Raw genomic sequence first — 15,342 nt, 5'->3', positions numbered from 1 at the left:
TCGAAGCCCCCGCATCGGGAGAGTATCCTTTTCAGGAAAGTTTTTCGTCAAATCCACGAGTCGAGATTATAACTCTGTTGACGTTTTATAAAACACATATATAACATATCTCAATGATCAGCGAGAGAGCCATTTCCGGCCCGTGAAAGCGGGTCCGATCAATGGCAGAATGGGAGGAGCCATGCTGCGCAATCCGCGCACCGGGCCCGTGCTTGCGGCGCAAGCCGGGGCTAGCCTCGGCCGGGCGACCCCTCACCCATGCATCCCGCTCCTTCGCAGCGAACAGGGTGGGTTTCGTCATGAGCAATAGTCATGGTGCATCCGTGAGGGCGCCCAACACCGGCCGGCGTGCCCGGCTGATCGTGCCGGCACTGGCGGTTCTCGTCGCCGCGGGAATCGCCTTCGATACCCGGATCGTGCAGATCGGTTCCAAGGACGACGTGCGCCAGGCCGCCTTTTCACCCGACACCTATGGCGCCGAGCATTTCCCGCAGATCAAGGCGGCCATCGAACAGCGCGCCGTGGAGGCCAAGACCCTCGCACCGGAGATTCTGGCCGACAAGGCCGCGGCCGCCGCGAAATACGGAACCGCGGCCTCGACGGGCTCGATCATCCCCGTCCGCCTGACCGGCGTTGCCGGCGAGCAGAAGGCGGGCATCTACAAGCTCACCGTGGACGGGCTGCCGGCCTCCATCGGCGTGCGCGTGCAGACCGGGCCCGCCATCAACGGAACCGATCTTCGCGATGCGCCGGGCGATATCGCCTTCGGCCAGTTCAAGAACCAGATCGAGTACCAGAACGCCGGTTCGGCCATCAACCGCGAGATGAAGAAGCAGGTTCTCGCCGGCATCGACACCGCCAATCTCACCGGCAAGACCCTGGAGATCGTCGGTGCCTTCCGGCTGGTGAACCCGGAAAACTGGCTGATCACACCCGTGGCGGTGACGGTGAAATGAGCGGCGAATTCTCCCCTTCCGGCGCTCAGGCACCCGAGGTCGTGCTGGCCGCGCGCAACGTGGCCAAGTCCTACGGCAATGTGCACGCCCTGAAAGGCGTGAACTTCGACATTCATCGCGGTCAGGTCACGACCCTGTTCGGCGAAAATGGCGCCGGCAAATCGACGCTGATGAAGATCCTGTCGGGCATCGTGACCCCGACATCCGGGGAGATCCTTCTCGACGGTGAGCCCGTCGTATTTTCCTCGGCGTCGGACGCCCGCGACCGCGGCATCTCGATCATCCACCAAGAGCTTTCCCTCGCGCCGAATTTGTCGGTCCGCGACAACATCTTCATGGGGCGCGAGATCATGGGCCGCACCGGCGTCGACTTCGCCCGGGAGGAAGAAGAGACGCGGGCTCTGATGGCTGAACTGGAGGAGGACATCGACCCTCTCACCCCGGTCGGCGAATTGCGGCTCGGGCAGCAGCAGATCGTCGAGATCGCGCGCGCGCTCTCGGTCCGCAGCCGCATCCTGATCATGGACGAGCCGACCTCCGCCCTTTCGGCGAGCGAGGTGGCCGTGCTGTTCAAGGTCATCGGCGACCTCACCAGCCGGGGCGTGTCGATCGTCTATATCTCGCATCATCTCGAAGAGGCGCTCGAAATCACCAATCATGCCGTGGTCCTGCGCGACGGCACCATGACGGCCTATGCCCCGCGTTCCGAGATCGACCTCAAATGGATCGTGCGCAACATGGTGGGCGAGAATTATGATCTCGGCTCCCCGCCGGAGGGCTACGACTTCGGCGCCACGGCGCTGTCGGTGCGCGAACTCACGGTGCCGGATCCCGCCGGCGGCGGCTACAATGTGGTCGACAAGCTGTCGCTCGACGTCAAGGCCGGCGAGATCGTCTGCATTTACGGCCTGATGGGCGCCGGCAGGACCGAATTGCTGGAGACCCTGGCCGGACGCCTCAAGGCCTCCTCCGGCCAGATCCTGCTGGAAGGCGACGAGGTCTCGGGCCTGACCATCGCCCGCCGCATCCAGGCCGGCCTGGCCCTGGTTCCCGAGGACCGGCAGCGCGATGGCCTGGTGCAGACCATGAGCGTGGGCCAGAACCTCTCCCTGGCTTCGATCGCCGATTTCACCCGCGGCCTGTTTACCTCCCTGAGGATCGAACAGCAGTTGATCGACGACACCATCCGCAAGGTCACGGTCAAGACCGCGGGAGGCGGAGCGCCTATCGGGTCGCTCTCCGGCGGCAACCAGCAGAAGGTGGTGATCGGCAAGATGCTGGCCACCAATCCCAAGGTGATCCTCCTCGACGAGCCAAGCCGCGGCATCGACATCGGCGCCAAGGCCGAGGTGTTCCGGCTCCTCGCCGAGGGCGCGCGCCGCGGCCTCGCCGTCGTCTACTCCACCTCCGAAGTCGGCGAATGCCTCTCGGTCGCGCATCGCATCATCGTCATGCGCAAGGGCCGTATCGTCGCCGAATTCGGCTCCACCGCAAGCAAGGACGAGATCATGGCCGCCTCCGGCGAAGCCGTGGTCCATTGATGGATCCTCCGGAGCAAGGCGCATTCGTATGAAATCGCATCCTGGCTCTAACTCTTCGTTTCGACGCGACTTTGCGAGGGCTGCCGATGCCGGCACATCGCAGAGCGCCCTAGGCTTTTAGGAGGCCTGCCCATGTCGCACACCACTGCAAGTACGAGCGCCAAGGGGCAGAAATCAGGCCCCGGCCTCGGCCGACTGCTTCTCGAAGGACGGGCCTTCTTCGCGCTGATCCTCATCGTCGCGGTCTTCTCGTTCCTGTCGCCGAACTATTTCACAGTCGGCAATTTCCTGACGATGGCCTCGCACGTGGCCATCTACGGCGTATTGGCACTCGGCATGCTGCTGGTGATCCTCAATGGCGGCATCGATCTTTCGGTGGGTTCCGTGCTGGCGCTGTCCGGCTGCGTCGCCGGCTTCCTGATGGGAGGCGTCACCCTGCAAGTGGCCGGCGTCATCCTCTATCCGCCGGTCTGGGCCATCGTGGTGCTGACCCTGGTGGTGGGGGGTCTGGTCGGCGCGCTGAACGGCGTGCTCATCGCCTGGTTCCGCGTGCCTGCCTTCGTGGCGACGCTGGGCGTGATGTATGTCGCCCGCGGCGTGGCGCTGCTGATGACCAATGGCCTCACCTACAACAATCTCTCCGGCCATGACGATCTCGGCAATACCGGCTTCGAATGGCTCGGCTTCAATCGCCTGTTCGGCGTGCCGATCTCGGTTGTGATCCTGGCGGCGCTCGCCATCGTCACGGCGCTGGTGCTCGGCCGCTCCGCCTTCGGCCGCTGGCTCTACGCCTCGGGCGGCAATGCGCGGGCCGCCGAATTGTCGGGCGTGCCGGTCAAGCGCGTGCAGATCACCGTCTATACCGTCTCCGGCATCCTGTCGGCGATCGCAGGGCTGGTGCTGTCCTCGCAGTTGACCTCCGCCGGCCCCACGGCGGGCACCACCTATGAACTCACGGCCATTGCGGCGGTGGTGATCGGCGGCGCCGCACTCACCGGCGGACGGGGCACGGTGCAGGGCACGATGCTCGGTGCCTTCGTCATCGGCTTCCTGTCGGACGGATTGGTGATCATCGGCGTGTCCTCCTACTGGCAGACCGTCTTCACCGGCACGGTGATCGTGCTCGCCGTCCTGCTCAATTCGATCCAGTACAAGGCCCGCGGCCGGCAAGGTTAGGGACTTCGGACAGAAACTTTCCCATTTCGGCAACAACAACAGATCTGCAGTGGGAACGTTGCCGTCTTGCGACGGCAGACTACTTCACCAATCAAGGGAGATGCCCAATGTTCAAAAAAGGCATGCGTTTGCTGGTCGCGGCCGCCGCCGTGACCCCACTGCTGATCGGATCGGCCTCGGCGGCCGGCCTGATCTCGATCATCGTCACCGATCCGGCCAATCCATATTGGTACACCGAAGGCGAGGTGGCCAAGAAGACCGCCGAGCAGCTCGGCTACACCGCCTCGGTCGCCGCCCATAAGGGCGACACCAACACCGAGAGCACGCTGATCGACACCGCCATCACCAACAAGTCCGCCGCCATCATCCTCGACCCTGCCAATGCCGACGGCTCGGTCGGCGCGGTGAAGAAGGCCGTGGATGCCGGCATTCCCGTGTTCCTCGTCAATGCCGAGATCAACAAGGAAGGCCTCGCCAAGGCCCAGCTGGTCTCCAACAATGCGCAGGGCGCCGCCGTCGGTGCCGAGCAGTGGGTGAATTCGGTCGCCAAGTCCGGCAAATATGTCGAGCTGTTCGGCAACCCCGCCGACAACAACGCCGCCACGCGTTCCAACGGCTATGAAACCGTGCTGACGCAATATCCCGACCTGACCAAGGCCGCCAAGGAGGTCGCCAACTGGGACCGCGCCCAGGGCTATCAGAAGATGCAGTCGATGCTGCAGGCCCATCCCGACATCGTCGGCGTGATCTCCGGCAATGACGAGATGGCCCTGGGCGCCATCGCGGCGCTGAAGGAGGCCGGCAAGCTCAAGCAGGTCAAGGTCGGCGGCTTCGACGGCTCGCCCGACGCGGTCGCCGCCATCAAGGCCGGCGAACTGCAATACACCGTCCTGCAGCCGGTCGCGGTCTTCTCCAAGGAAGCGGTCGTCCAGGCCGACAACTTCATCAAGACCGGCAAGACCGGCGCGTCCTCCGAGAAGCAGCTCTTCGACTGCGTCCTGATCACCAAGGACAATGTCGACAAGTATGTCTCGGCCTTTACGCTCGCCAAGTAATGACGACACCGGGATGGCTTATGGCTATCCCGGCTCCCCCGGGCGTACCGCCGGTTATGGCTCCAAACCATGACCTACGATACGCCCGGAGGTCGATGACGCGTCCTTCCACAGCGGTGATTGCCGCAGGCAGGCATATTCCGGCACTTCGGGATATCCTGTCCGCGCTCAATCCGGAAACTGACCGACATGACATCGACGAGAGCCACGCAGGAAGAAACGCTGGACCAGATCATCGCCGATCAGGTGCCGAGTGACAGCCGTCATGCCCGGCAGCTTGCCCGCCGCCAGCTCATCATGCAGGCGGTGATGGCCGAAGGCACGATGCGCATCGAGGAACTGGCCGAACGCTTCGCCATCAGCCTGATGACGGTGCACCGCGATCTCGACGAACTGATCAATCGCGGCCTGCTGCGCAAGTCGAGGGGGATCGTATCGGCCACGCCCACCAGCCTGGTCGAGTCGAGCGATGTCTACCGCTCCATGCGCCAGGCCGTGGAAAAGCGCGCCATCGCCCAGGTCGCCGCCCAGTTCCTGGAAGCAGGGCAGGCCGTCTTCTTCGACGATTCGACCACCGTGCTGCAGATGGCGCCCCATATCGCGGCCCGCGTTCCGCTGACAGCGATCACCAACTCGATCCCCCTGATGAACGAGTTGAAGGAAATAAACGATGTGACCCTGCTTGGCCTCGGCGGGCGCTACTACAACTGGTGCAACGCCTTCATGGGCCCGGCCACCACGGCCGAGATCCGCCGTCTTCGCGCCGACTGCGTCTTCCTGTCGATGTCCGCCATCACCGACGACATGGTGTTCCACCAGTCCGCGGAGATGGTCGAGACCAAGCGGGCCATGTTCGACAGCGCGGCCAAGCGGATCCTGCTCGCCGACCATACCAAGTTCGAACGCCGCGCCTTGCACGCCATGGGCAATCTCGGCGAGTTCGATGCCATCATCGTCGATGACGGCATGGCCCCGCTACAGATCGAATTGCTGCGCTCGCGCGGCATCAACATCGTGATAGCGCCGCTCAAGCAGCGCGCATCCCATACCGCGTGACATGACCAGGCATTTCGTCCGGCGGTCTCGCATTGTCTGCAACAACCCTTCGCGACGGAGTGCCTGCCGATGCCGACCCTCATAGGAATCGACAATGGGTTGACGGTGACCAAGGCAGCCGTCTTCGATGAAAACGGCACGCTGCTGGCGGTTGCCCGCCGGCGCATTCCCCAGATCATCCCGCATCCCCACCATGTCGAACGCGACATGGCGGTCCTCTGGCAGGCGACGGCCGAGGCCATCGCCGAAGCACTCGAAAAGGCGGGGCGCCCTGCCGGCGATGTGGCGGCGGTTGCCGCGACCGCCCATGGCGACGGCGTCTACCTTCTCGATGCGGAGCGCCGGCCGCTCGGCAACGGCATCCTTTCGCTCGACAGCCGGGCGGCCGCCGTCGTCGCCGAATGGGACGGGGACGGCACCTCCACCACCGCTCTCGCCCGCACCGGGCAGGTCGCCCATGCCTCCGCCCCCTCGGCGCTGCTGGCCTGGATCAAACGGCACGAGCCGGAGCGTTTCGCCCGGATCGGCCATGTCCTGGCCTGCAAGGACTGGCTGCGCTTTTGCCTGACCGGAACGCTCGGCACCGATCTCACCGAGGCGAGCACGTCGTTCACGGCGGTGGAAAGCCAGGTCTATGAGCCGGACGTCCTGTCGATCTTCGGCCTCGAGGGCCTTGCCGGCGCCCTGCCCACTGTGACCCGGCCGGACGAGATCATCGGTACGGTCTCCCAGGCCGCGGCCGCCGCGACGGGCCTCGCGGCCGGGACCCCGGTGGTGGCCGGGGTGCACGACGTGGTCGCTTCCGCCCTCGGCATCGGCGGACATCGCGAGGGCACGGTGGCGATCGTGGCGGGGACCTACTCCATCAACGAGACGATCGCCAGCACGCCCAAGACCGATGCACGATGGTTCTGCCGCAACGGCATCAAGCCGGGCGAATGGAACCATATGAGCATATCGCCGGCGTCGGCCGCCAATTACGACTGGTTCCTGGATACGCTGTGTGCCGTCGAACGCCGCACGGCCGAGGAGACGAACAGCTCCATCCACTCGGCTGTCGGCGCCGAGATCGAGGCCGCGCTCGCCCGGCCCTCCACCGTGCTCTTTCACCCCTATCTCTATGGTTCGCCGCACGGCGCGACCGCCAGCGCCGGCTTTCTCGGCCTGCGCGGCTGGCATGACCGCGGCGACATGCTGCGCGCCGTGATCGAGGGCATCGCCTTTAACCACCGGGTGCATGTCGACGCCCTGCGCGAAGGTTTTTCTCCCAACACCATCAGCCTCACGGGCGGCATTTCCAGGAAGCCCCTCTACGCCCAGATCTTCGCCGACGCGCTCGGCCTGCCGGTGACCGTGAACGAGACGGAAGAGGCCGCCGCCTGGGGCGCTGCCCTGTGCGCCGGCGCCGGCGCGGGCCTCTATGCGTCACCGACAGACGATCCGCGCGATCTCGCAGCTCTCGCCCGGCATTACCGGCCGGATCCCGCGCGCAGCCGGCAGCTGCAGGAGCGCTATGCCCTGCATTGCGACATCGCCGCGCAGCTTGCGCCCCTCTGGCCGCGCATCGAGGCCCTGGCCTCGCAGACGGCCTAGCACCCTGGCTCGCTCGGCACAGTCCTATCGGTATTTTACATGACCAAAGACATTGACGTTCTCATTCTTGGCGCCGGCATCAACGGTGCGGGCCTGTTTCGCGATCTCTGCGAGCAGGGCCTGACCTGCCTGATCGCCGACAAGGCCGATTTCGGCTCGGGCACCAGCGCCGCCCCGTCGCGGCTCATCCATGGCGGCATCAAATATCTGGAAACGGGGGAATTGCGGCTCGTCGCCCAGTCGACGCTGGAGCGCAACCTCCTGCTGCGCAATGCACCGCATCTGGTCGAGCCACTGCCCACCGTGATCCCGATCTTCTCCTGGCTGCAGGGCATCCCAGCAGCGTTGCGCACGCTGTTCGGCTCGACCACGGCGCCGCGCAACCGTGGCGCCGTGCTCATCAAGATCGGCCTGGCGCTCTATGATTTCTATGGCGCCCGCCACCGCGTCATGCCGAGGCACGCCTTGTGGTCTCGCGGGCGCGCGCTCAGCGAAATCGCACCGATGACGCCGAAGATCGTCGCCGCCGGCACCTATTACGATGCCAAGGTCACCTGTCCGGAGCGGCTGGTGCTGGAACTGCTGCAGGACGGCATGGCGGCCAGCCCGGCCTCCGAGGCCCTGAACTATACGAGCCTGGTGTCGGCCGAGAACGAAAGCATAAGCCTGCGTGGGGCCGACGGCACCGAGCGGAGCGTTCGCCCAAGGATCGTCGTCAATGCGGCCGGCCCCTGGATCGACCAGGTCAACCAGGCCCTCGGATCGCCCACCCGGATGATCGGCGGAACCAAGGGCTCGCATATCCTGCTCGACCATCCCGATCTTCTGAAAGCCCTCAACGGTCGCATGATCTATTTCGAGGCCAATGACGGGCGCATCTGCCTGGTCTACGACTATCTCGGCCGGGCCCTGGTCGGCTCGACCGACATCCGCGCCGATGATCCCGACACCGTGCGCTGCGAAGACGAGGAAATCGACTATTTCCTGCAGAGCCTGCGCGATCTCCTGCCCGGCCTGGCCTTTTCGCGTGACCAGATCGTCTATGCCTATTCCGGTATCCGTCCCCTGCCCGCCTCCGGCAATACGGCGGCCGGACTGATCAGCCGAGACCATTCGGCGCCCGTGCTGGAGCCCGCCAAGGACCGAGCCTATCCCATCATTTCGCTGGTGGGCGGCAAGTGGACGACCTTTCGCGGCTTTGCCGAAGAGGTCAGCGATCTCATCCTGCGCCGCCTTGGCCAGGCCCGCCGGCGCGGCACACGAGACCTCGCCATCGGCGGCGGACGGGACTATCCGGCCGATCCGGCCGCCCGCGCGCATTGGATCGAACAGACAGCAAAGGCTACGGGTGCATCGGCTGTGCGCACCGCTGAGCTGCTGGGACGCTATGGCACGACGGCACAGGCCATACTCGCCCATGAGGGGCCGCAGGCGGTCCGGCTCGCGGATGCCCCGGACTATTCCCTGGCCGAAATCGATTGGCTGGCGCGCCACGAACAGGTGGTGGCGCTCGAGGATATCGTAATGCGGCGCAGCACCCTGGCCATCACCGGCCGCCTCAGCGGCCGCGACCTGGCGACGATCGCCGACATCCTGGCCACACCTCTCGGCTGGGATGCGGTTCGACGCGACGAAGAGCTGGCAAAAACGCGGGCGCTTCTCGCGGCTCGCCACCGCCTTCACTTCGAAAAATCGACCTCCTGAGCAGGGGGCGAGCAGGTACGCTCCGCGGTCCGTCCACCCTTGCGTCCGGTGGCGGGGCCATCCTTCTCGATGGGTGATACCGGGAACCGCCCGTCTCACCGCTCGGCCAAAGCCATCCGGAGCCCAGCTTTTTCCTCGCGGAGGCGCAAAACCAACCATTCAGCATTCGCGTCGATGCGCGGTGACGATAACACCTGCCAAACGCCGAATCTTAACAAAACTTCCACGATCGGCAAACGATTCGGGGGCGTCTATCGATTGTATCAATTCAATTTGAGAATACTATCATACCAATCCAAGCCAATTCTTGAATATCCACTTAACAGAGAAAATCAAACACTTCACAGTATCACGACATCAAGATAATTTTGACTCATATTCTAAGGACTCATGGGATATATCTCATTGTCTCGCTGTTCGGCATGTCTTCTCCAAGGGCACCGGACAGGCCCGTCAGGCGGTTGCGCAGACCTGAACTGACGCGGCAATGTGGAAGGAGGAACCCCCATGACGCCGATCGGAAACGCTCGCTTCCCGCTGCCCAGGCGGCCGCTTCTGAGTTTCCTGCTGGCATCGAGCGCCGTCATGCTGTGCCAGTCCGCATTTGCCCAGGCAACGGCCAGCGGCGGGCAGACGGTAGAGATCACGACACAGCAAGCGACCTGCGGGGGCAAGATCTGCTTTCAGGCCTATGATGAGGGCTCGCTGCTTTATAGCGAGGCCGGCACGCCCGTCGACGTGACCGTGCAACAAAGCTGGGTTGATGGGCCCTTCTATGTCGGTGCACAGGCGCGCGATGGGGGTACTATCCGTTTTGATGGCGGCGGCACCTTCCGCGTCGGATCGGATGCTTATGGACTTTGGGCCGGCGATCCCTTTCATCAGGTCGCAGCCGGCACGATCACTGCCAACGACTTGACGTTCGATCTGGGAGCGGGGTCGTGGGGGGTCGGCGTCAATTATGGCAGCACGATCACGCTCGATGGCACGACGACTATGACCGCGCATGGCGGCGCTACGATCGGGATCGAGGCCTATAGTGGCACGATCACCTTGAATGGCCCAATTCAGGCTAACGGTAGCTGGCTACCATTCGCATTGGCTCACGGTGCCGGCAACATCGTTTTCAACGGTGGCGGTACCGTTTCCGCAACGGGGGGAACCTGGGTGGTGTTCTCGTTGGATGGCGGCCGGATTTCGATGAAGAACATGGCGGTCCGGGCCGATACGGCCACCAATGTCGGAACGGATCTGCTGCGAAGTGATTGGGACAGGGGAACGTTCTCAATCACCGACAGCACCTTTGAAGGGACGAACACCGGTGGTGCTATTAATGCATTCCATGCCTCTGGCAACAGAAACTCCACTAGCCTTACGCTCGACAACAGCCAGATCAAGCTGAACTCGGCTGGTACGGGCATCGCGGTGGAAGGCGCTCATGCCACCGTGACGTTGACCAGGGGATCTGCGATCACCGCTTTCGCCAGCAATAAGGGTGGTCTGCTCGCCCATATTACAGACCGCCCCGCACCGGGTGAAATTCTCTCACCAGGCATCCTCACCCTCGGCGCCCAGGATTCCACCTTGTCCGGCAACGTGCAGGTGGAAGCCTCAGGCGAGGCTGGCGCCAATGAATTCGACCTCCGCCTCAATGGATCAGCCCTCTGGCGCGGCAATGTGATGGTCGGGAGCGGTTCCCGCGCCAGCGTGGCGATTGCGGGCACCTCGCGCTGGATCGGCTCGGCGAGCAATGCGACAACCGTCGTGCTGAGCTCTGCCACGGCCCTGTGGGCAATCCCCGGCGGCGGCAATTCCACCGTGACCGGCACGGTCAGGAACGCCGGCAAGATCGCCTTCCAGGCCGGCGGGCCGACCACGCTGACGGTGCGCAACTTCGTCAATGACGGCGGCACCATCCAGGTCAACATCAATGCCGCCGGCCAGAACGATTTCATTCACGCCACCGGCACCGCCACCATCAACGGCGGAACGGTTTCGGTGATTCCCGCTACGGGCACCTATACGATCGGCCAGACCTATAAGATTCTCACCGCCAATGGCGGCATCACCGGCCAGTTCTCCAAGGTGGTCGACAACGCCCCCTTCGTCGATCTCGGCCTGTCCCAGAATGCCAACAACATCTATCTGAAGGTCACGCGCAACGACACGACCTTTGCTTCGGTCGCCACCAATGAGAGCCAGCACGCCGTCGCCGACAGCGTGGAGACGCTGGCGAGCGGCAACGCGCTCTATCAGGCCGTCGCCAAGGCGCCGAATGTCGCCAGCGCCCGCCAGGCCTTCTCGACCCTGTCCGGCGACGTCCATGCCTCGGCCCGCAGCGTGCTGGTCCAGGACAGCGGTCTCATCCGCGATGCGGTGCTGAACCGGCTCTACAGCGCCGATCTCGATGCCATCATACCCGCAGCCATGCTCCCAGGCCCGACGGCCTATGCCGGGAACATGCCGGCGGCCGCGCCGGCGCCGTTCGGCTCGGCCACGCCGGCAGCCCTGTCCGGCCTCTGGGCCCAGGGCTTCGGGTCCTGGGGGCATCTCGGCGGCGGCGGTCGCGATGCCCGGATCGATCACGACACCGGCGGCTTCCTCATCGGCTTCGACACGCTGGTCCAGGGCTCGTTCCTGCAGGATTGGCGCCTGGGCGCCTTGGCCGGCTACAGCCATTCCAGCTTCGACGTCGATGCCCGCGCCGCCTCCGGCACCGCCGACAACTATCATGTCGGCCTCTATGCCGGCCGGCAGTGGAACGCCCTCGCCCTGCGGCTGGGCGCAACCTACACCTGGCACGACATCGACAGCGACCGCGCCGTGGCGCTGCCGGGCTTTGCCGACAGGCTCACCACCAGCTACGATGCCGGCACGGCCCAGCTCTTCGGCGAACTCGGCTATCGCATCGACACCCAGGCCTTCCGCCTCGAGCCCTTCATTAACGCCGCCTATCTCAACCTGCACACCGACGGCTTCCGGGAGACCGGCGGCGATGCGGCTTTGACCGGCAGAGGCGATACCAGCAATCTGGGCTTCACCACCCTGGGGCTGCGTGTAGCCACCAGCTTCGATCTCACCGAAGGCACCAGCGCCACCCTCCAGGCCACCCTGGGCTGGCGCCATGCCTTCGGCGATATCAGGCCGACGGCCGCCCTCGCCTTGGCCAATGGCTCCGCCTTCACCGCCAGCGGCACGCCGATTGCGCGCGACGCCGTGGTGGTCGATACCGGAATCAGCGTGGCGCTGTCGCACGCGGCCAGCCTCGGCGTGTCCTATAGCGGGCAATTCGGCGAAAAGGCCATCGACCAGAGCGTCAGGGGAAACTTCGTTTGGAAGTTCTGAGTTGACAGAAAAGGCCAGGATATTCCGATAAGGCCAACAAAACCTATAGCGTTTTGCGATTAGACGGAGTCACCTAGAATCGCAAAGACGCGTCAGAACAATGAGTTAGAGCAAAATAGCGTTCACGCTTGAACGCGCTTTGCTCTAGGAGAATTGAATTATTCTTCAGACGGGAAGGCGGTTGGGCCTGGGCAGCAGCGCGATCAGCAGCAGGCAGACGAAAGCGCCGCCCGCAGCGGCCAGGAAACCGTCGATATAGGACAGCACTGCCGCCTGCTTGGCGATGGCCGAGGACAACAGGCTCGTCGCCCGGGCGCTGGCGATCGCCACATCCGCCGTATGGGCGCTGACGGCATTGCGATAGGCCGCGAGGCGGTCGACCGTTGCACCGGCAAGGCTGTCGACGTGCAGGCCGATGAGATTGGAATGGACCTGTTCGCGCACGCGCACGAAGGTCTGCATGAACGCCGTGCCGATCTCGCCGCCGAACATGCGGCTGATCTGCAGCAGGGCACCGATCGTCAGTGCATCGGCCGGATTGATCGACTGCACCGCCAGCACGATGAGCGCCGTGAGGGCGAAGGACTGGCCGAGGGCCTGCAGGATCTGGGATTGCAGGAAATCGTCGGTGGCCCATGCGCTGGTGAGCTGGGCCGCCATCAGGCAGGCGATGCCGATCAGGGCGGTGCCTGTCGCCAGGACCCATCGTCCATCGGTGCGCTTGAGGACATAGCCGAGCGGCACCACGATGATGAGCTGGGGCAAAGCGATCCACAAAAGCACGGCGCCGACCTGCAACTCGCGGAAGTTCTGCACCGTCTGCAGGTAATTGGGAATGATATAGGCGGTCGACAGGATGATGAAACGAAAGCCCGCAAGCAGGAGCAGCAACAGCAGGAGGTGATGCTGCACCAGGAGCCGCAGATTGAGGAAGGGCCTGCGGCTGACCCATAGCTCGCGCACGACGAAGGCTGCCGTCACCAAGCCGCCGGCGATCAGCAGGCCGTTGACCAGGCCGCTATTGGTCCAGTCGAGCCGGTTGCCCTGGTCGAGCCCGGCATAGAGCAGGCTGAAGCCGGCCCCGGCATAGACGAGGCCTGGCCAGTCGAAATGGCGCAGGAGCTCGGTCTTCACATCCTCTCGCGGAATGCCGAACCACACGCAGGTGAACATCAGCGGCAGCAGGCCGCAATATTGCCAGCTGATCCAGCGCCAGGAAAGATTGTCCGCGTACCAGCCTTCCAGCGAGGCCGCGACATTCTGCGAGAGCTCCGAATTCATGGCGTAGACCGCGATGCCATAGATGATCAGGCGCGGCGGCAGGCTGCGGGCGATGAAGCTGATGGTGAGCGGAATGAACGTTCCCGAACCGAGCCCCGCCAGGAACTGTGCGGCCAGGAAGGCTTCGAGATTGGGAGAGAGGGGCGCGAGCAGGCTTGCGACGAAAAGCAGGACGATGCCCAGCAGCAACATGCGCCGGACCCCGAAAATGGCACCGAGATAGGGGCAGGCCACCCCGATCAGCATCTGGCCGACGGCGAAGGTGGTGGTCATCCACGCCCCCTCGTCGAAGCCCAGATGCAGCCCGCCGCGCAGATCGGCAAGGCCGAAGCTGGTGACGCGGCTGCCGAGCGTGGACATGATGGAGCCGAGCAGCACGCCAAGGATGCCGATATAGGGCCGCAGCGTATCGGCGCGAAACCGCGGCGGCGCTTGGGTCGCCGGCTCGAGGGCCGCGCCGGTCGCCGTCAGCGGCGCGGCTGAGGTTGCCGTTGCCGTGGTCATGGCGCCGCTGCCGCTGCGGCACCTGATCGGTCGCCGGTATCGACAGTCGCTACCACCGACATGCCCGGCCGGATCAGGGTTCCCAGCGCCGGATTGGCATCGAGGGCGATCTTGACCGGAACGCGCTGCACGACCTTGGTGAAGTTGCCGGTGGCATTGTCGGGCGGCAGCAAGGCAAAGGTGCTGCCGGTGCCGGGAGACCAGGCTTCGACCCGTCCGGTCAGCACCAGGTCGGGAAAGGCATCGACGGTGACATGCGCCGGCTGACCAAGGCGGATATTGGTCATCTGCGTTTCCTTGTAGTTCGCCACCACCCAGATGTTGGGCAGCGGTACCACCGCGATCACCTGCGTGCCGACATTGACGAACTGGCCCGGGCGAACCTGGCGCTGGCCGACGAGCCCTTTGGCTGGTGAACGGATCTTGGTGTAGCCCAGATTGTTGGTGGCGAGCGTGACCTGGGCCTCGGCCGCCTTGATCTGGGCCTGGACCTGCTGCTCCTGCACGTCGAGCCCGGCCAGCAGGGCCTTCTGCTGATCGAGCTGGGCCTCGTAGAGCGCCTTCTGCGCCAAGGCGCGCTGGGCATTGGCATCGGCCTGCTCGACCGATTGCTGCGTACCGGCCGTGCCGGTCTTGAGCAGGTCGCGCTGGCGGGTGGCTTCGAGCTGGTAGCGCCGCACATCCGCGCTGCCCGCATCGATATTGGCGCCGGCCTGCCGGATCAGGGCATTCTGCACGTTCTTCTGATTGGCGACATTGGCGAGGCTGGCCTCGGCGGCGGCGAGATTGGCCTGCGCCAGCGCAAGCTGGGCCTGGTAGTCGGACGGTTCGATCTCGGCGATCAGGTCGCCGGCTTCAACCGCCTGGTAGTCGTGGATCGGAACGTCCTTGATGTAGCCCGAGACACGGGCCGACAAGGGTGTGACGTCGCCCACGATGAAGGCATTGTCGGTCTCCGCGAGGCGGGCGGCGCCGGTCCAGCGGTTCCAGTTGCCGGCAACATACCAGACCAGCCACGCCGCAAGCAGAAGGAAGCCGACACGCAAGGCCGGATAGAGCCAGCGCGACCGCAGGCTGCGCCCGGGGGACGGCGTTTCGGATACGGTCGGTTTTTCTGCGGCATCCGGCATC

General features: G+C 64.6%; 10 protein-coding genes. 8 read left to right on the top strand and 2 right to left on the bottom strand.

Annotated elements, in window-relative coordinates; all coding sequences use genetic code 11:
• The first annotated feature begins 299 nt into the window (after positions 1 to 299).
• The 8 genes from C5L14_RS01735 to C5L14_RS01700 all read left to right on the top strand — a co-directional run bounded on the left by C5L14_RS01735 (position 300) and on the right by C5L14_RS01700 (position 12,426).
• A complete protein-coding gene (locus C5L14_RS01735; RefSeq protein WP_105860301.1) occupies positions 300 to 956 on the top strand; it encodes a DUF2291 domain-containing protein in 657 nt (218 codons plus the stop codon).
• Positions 953 to 2,497 carry a sugar ABC transporter ATP-binding protein gene (locus C5L14_RS01730; protein WP_105860300.1) on the top strand — a complete coding sequence of 515 codons (1,545 nt, stop codon included), beginning with the start codon at positions 953 to 955 and terminating at the stop codon, positions 2,495 to 2,497. The genes C5L14_RS01735 and C5L14_RS01730 overlap by 4 nt, the downstream gene beginning before the upstream one ends.
• A gap of 132 nt (positions 2,498 to 2,629) precedes the next feature.
• A complete protein-coding gene (locus C5L14_RS01725; protein WP_105860299.1) occupies positions 2,630 to 3,673 on the top strand; it encodes an ABC transporter permease in 1,044 nt (347 codons plus the stop codon).
• A 107-nt stretch (positions 3,674 to 3,780) separates the two neighbouring features.
• Positions 3,781 to 4,728: a D-ribose ABC transporter substrate-binding protein gene (locus C5L14_RS01720; RefSeq protein WP_105860298.1), complete on the top strand. Its 948-nt coding sequence runs from the start codon at positions 3,781 to 3,783 to the stop codon at positions 4,726 to 4,728.
• 189 nt (positions 4,729 to 4,917) lie between these two features.
• Positions 4,918 to 5,784 carry a DeoR/GlpR family DNA-binding transcription regulator gene (locus tag C5L14_RS01715; RefSeq protein WP_105860297.1) on the top strand — a complete coding sequence of 289 codons (867 nt, stop codon included), beginning with the start codon at positions 4,918 to 4,920 and terminating at the stop codon, positions 5,782 to 5,784.
• Between the two features lie 69 nt (positions 5,785 to 5,853).
• Positions 5,854 to 7,377 (top strand): FGGY-family carbohydrate kinase, encoded by a 1,524-nt coding sequence (locus tag C5L14_RS01710; RefSeq protein ID WP_105860296.1) that lies wholly within the window; start codon positions 5,854 to 5,856, stop codon positions 7,375 to 7,377.
• A gap of 39 nt (positions 7,378 to 7,416) precedes the next feature.
• Positions 7,417 to 9,081, top strand: coding sequence for a glycerol-3-phosphate dehydrogenase/oxidase (locus C5L14_RS01705; RefSeq protein WP_105860295.1), 1,665 nt, complete (start codon positions 7,417 to 7,419; stop codon positions 9,079 to 9,081).
• A gap of 507 nt (positions 9,082 to 9,588) precedes the next feature.
• Positions 9,589 to 12,426, top strand: a complete 2,838-nt coding sequence (locus tag C5L14_RS01700; RefSeq protein WP_105860294.1) for an autotransporter outer membrane beta-barrel domain-containing protein — start codon at positions 9,589 to 9,591, stop codon at positions 12,424 to 12,426.
• A 165-nt stretch (positions 12,427 to 12,591) separates the two neighbouring features.
• Here the strand turns inward: C5L14_RS01700 and C5L14_RS01695 are convergent, their stop codons facing one another.
• Both C5L14_RS01695 and C5L14_RS01690 read right to left on the bottom strand, forming a co-directional pair.
• A complete protein-coding gene (locus C5L14_RS01695) occupies positions 12,592 to 14,211 on the bottom strand; it encodes an MFS transporter (protein ID WP_105860293.1) in 1,620 nt (539 codons plus the stop codon).
• Entirely contained in the window at positions 14,208 to 15,341 is a 1,134-nt protein-coding gene (locus C5L14_RS01690) for an HlyD family secretion protein (RefSeq protein WP_105860292.1), read from the bottom strand. Before C5L14_RS01690 ends, C5L14_RS01695 begins: the two co-directional genes overlap by 4 nt.
• Position 15,342: the final 1 nt, after the last annotated feature.

Source organism: Labrys okinawensis, assembly GCF_002982075.1.
GTDB classification, from domain to species: domain Bacteria; phylum Pseudomonadota; class Alphaproteobacteria; order Rhizobiales; family Labraceae; genus Labrys; species Labrys okinawensis_A.
The sequence above is the reverse complement of the archived record's forward strand: the minus strand, read 5'-3'. Positions and strand labels throughout refer to the sequence as shown.

Bases quoted from the DNA above. Each gene is read 5' to 3' on its own strand.
- C5L14_RS01735 (WP_105860301.1), top strand. From the start codon at position 300: ATGAGCAATAGTCATGGTGCATCCGTGAGGGCGCCCAACACCGGCCGG.
- C5L14_RS01730 (WP_105860300.1), top strand. From the start codon at position 953: ATGAGCGGCGAATTCTCCCCTTCCGGCGCTCAGGCACCCGAGGTCGTG.
- C5L14_RS01725 (WP_105860299.1), top strand. From the start codon at position 2,630: ATGTCGCACACCACTGCAAGTACGAGCGCCAAGGGGCAGAAATCAGGC.
- C5L14_RS01720 (WP_105860298.1), top strand. From the start codon at position 3,781: ATGTTCAAAAAAGGCATGCGTTTGCTGGTCGCGGCCGCCGCCGTGACC.
- C5L14_RS01715 (WP_105860297.1), top strand. From the start codon at position 4,918: ATGACATCGACGAGAGCCACGCAGGAAGAAACGCTGGACCAGATCATC.
- C5L14_RS01710 (WP_105860296.1), top strand. From the start codon at position 5,854: ATGCCGACCCTCATAGGAATCGACAATGGGTTGACGGTGACCAAGGCA.
- C5L14_RS01705 (WP_105860295.1), top strand. From the start codon at position 7,417: ATGACCAAAGACATTGACGTTCTCATTCTTGGCGCCGGCATCAACGGT.
- C5L14_RS01700 (WP_105860294.1), top strand. From the start codon at position 9,589: ATGACGCCGATCGGAAACGCTCGCTTCCCGCTGCCCAGGCGGCCGCTT.
- C5L14_RS01695 (WP_105860293.1), bottom strand. From the start codon at position 14,211: ATGACCACGGCAACGGCAACCTCAGCCGCGCCGCTGACGGCGACCGGC.
- C5L14_RS01690 (WP_105860292.1), bottom strand. From the start codon at position 15,341: ATGCCGGATGCCGCAGAAAAACCGACCGTATCCGAAACGCCGTCCCCC.